The sequence below is a fragment of the Dolichospermum circinale AWQC310F genome (assembly GCF_000426925.1).
GTDB classification, from domain to species: domain Bacteria; phylum Cyanobacteriota; class Cyanobacteriia; order Cyanobacteriales; family Nostocaceae; genus Dolichospermum; species Dolichospermum circinale.
The window spans coordinates 147917-148186 of the sequence record NZ_KE384713.1; the positions used below are offsets into that span (position 1 = coordinate 147917).

Annotated in this window: 1 pseudogene; it reads right to left on the reverse strand. The window is 29.6% G+C overall.

The features are described 5' to 3' along the window. Nucleotides 1-270: pseudogene (locus tag ACIR310F_RS27150) on the reverse strand (PDDEXK family nuclease); the annotation flags it as partial.

Consider the following 270-nt stretch of genomic DNA (forward strand, 5'->3'; position numbering starts at 1 on the left):
AAACTTCGGTAATATTAAATCTTTTGTATTTTTCTAGTTTATCAATACTGCCACTGGTAATATTAATTTCAATTGCTAAATCTGGATTTGATTTTTTTTCTCCTATATAATAAGATTCATCAGGTTCAAAGGAAGCATTCTTTTCTTTTGCGCGACGAGTAGCACTACCTACTGGAATCAGATTTATACCTATTTCACAGGAATATAATTCTAGTAAAAAACCAAGAATGGTTTTAATCATTTCATGTTGTTCACTCAGCGTCATAAATT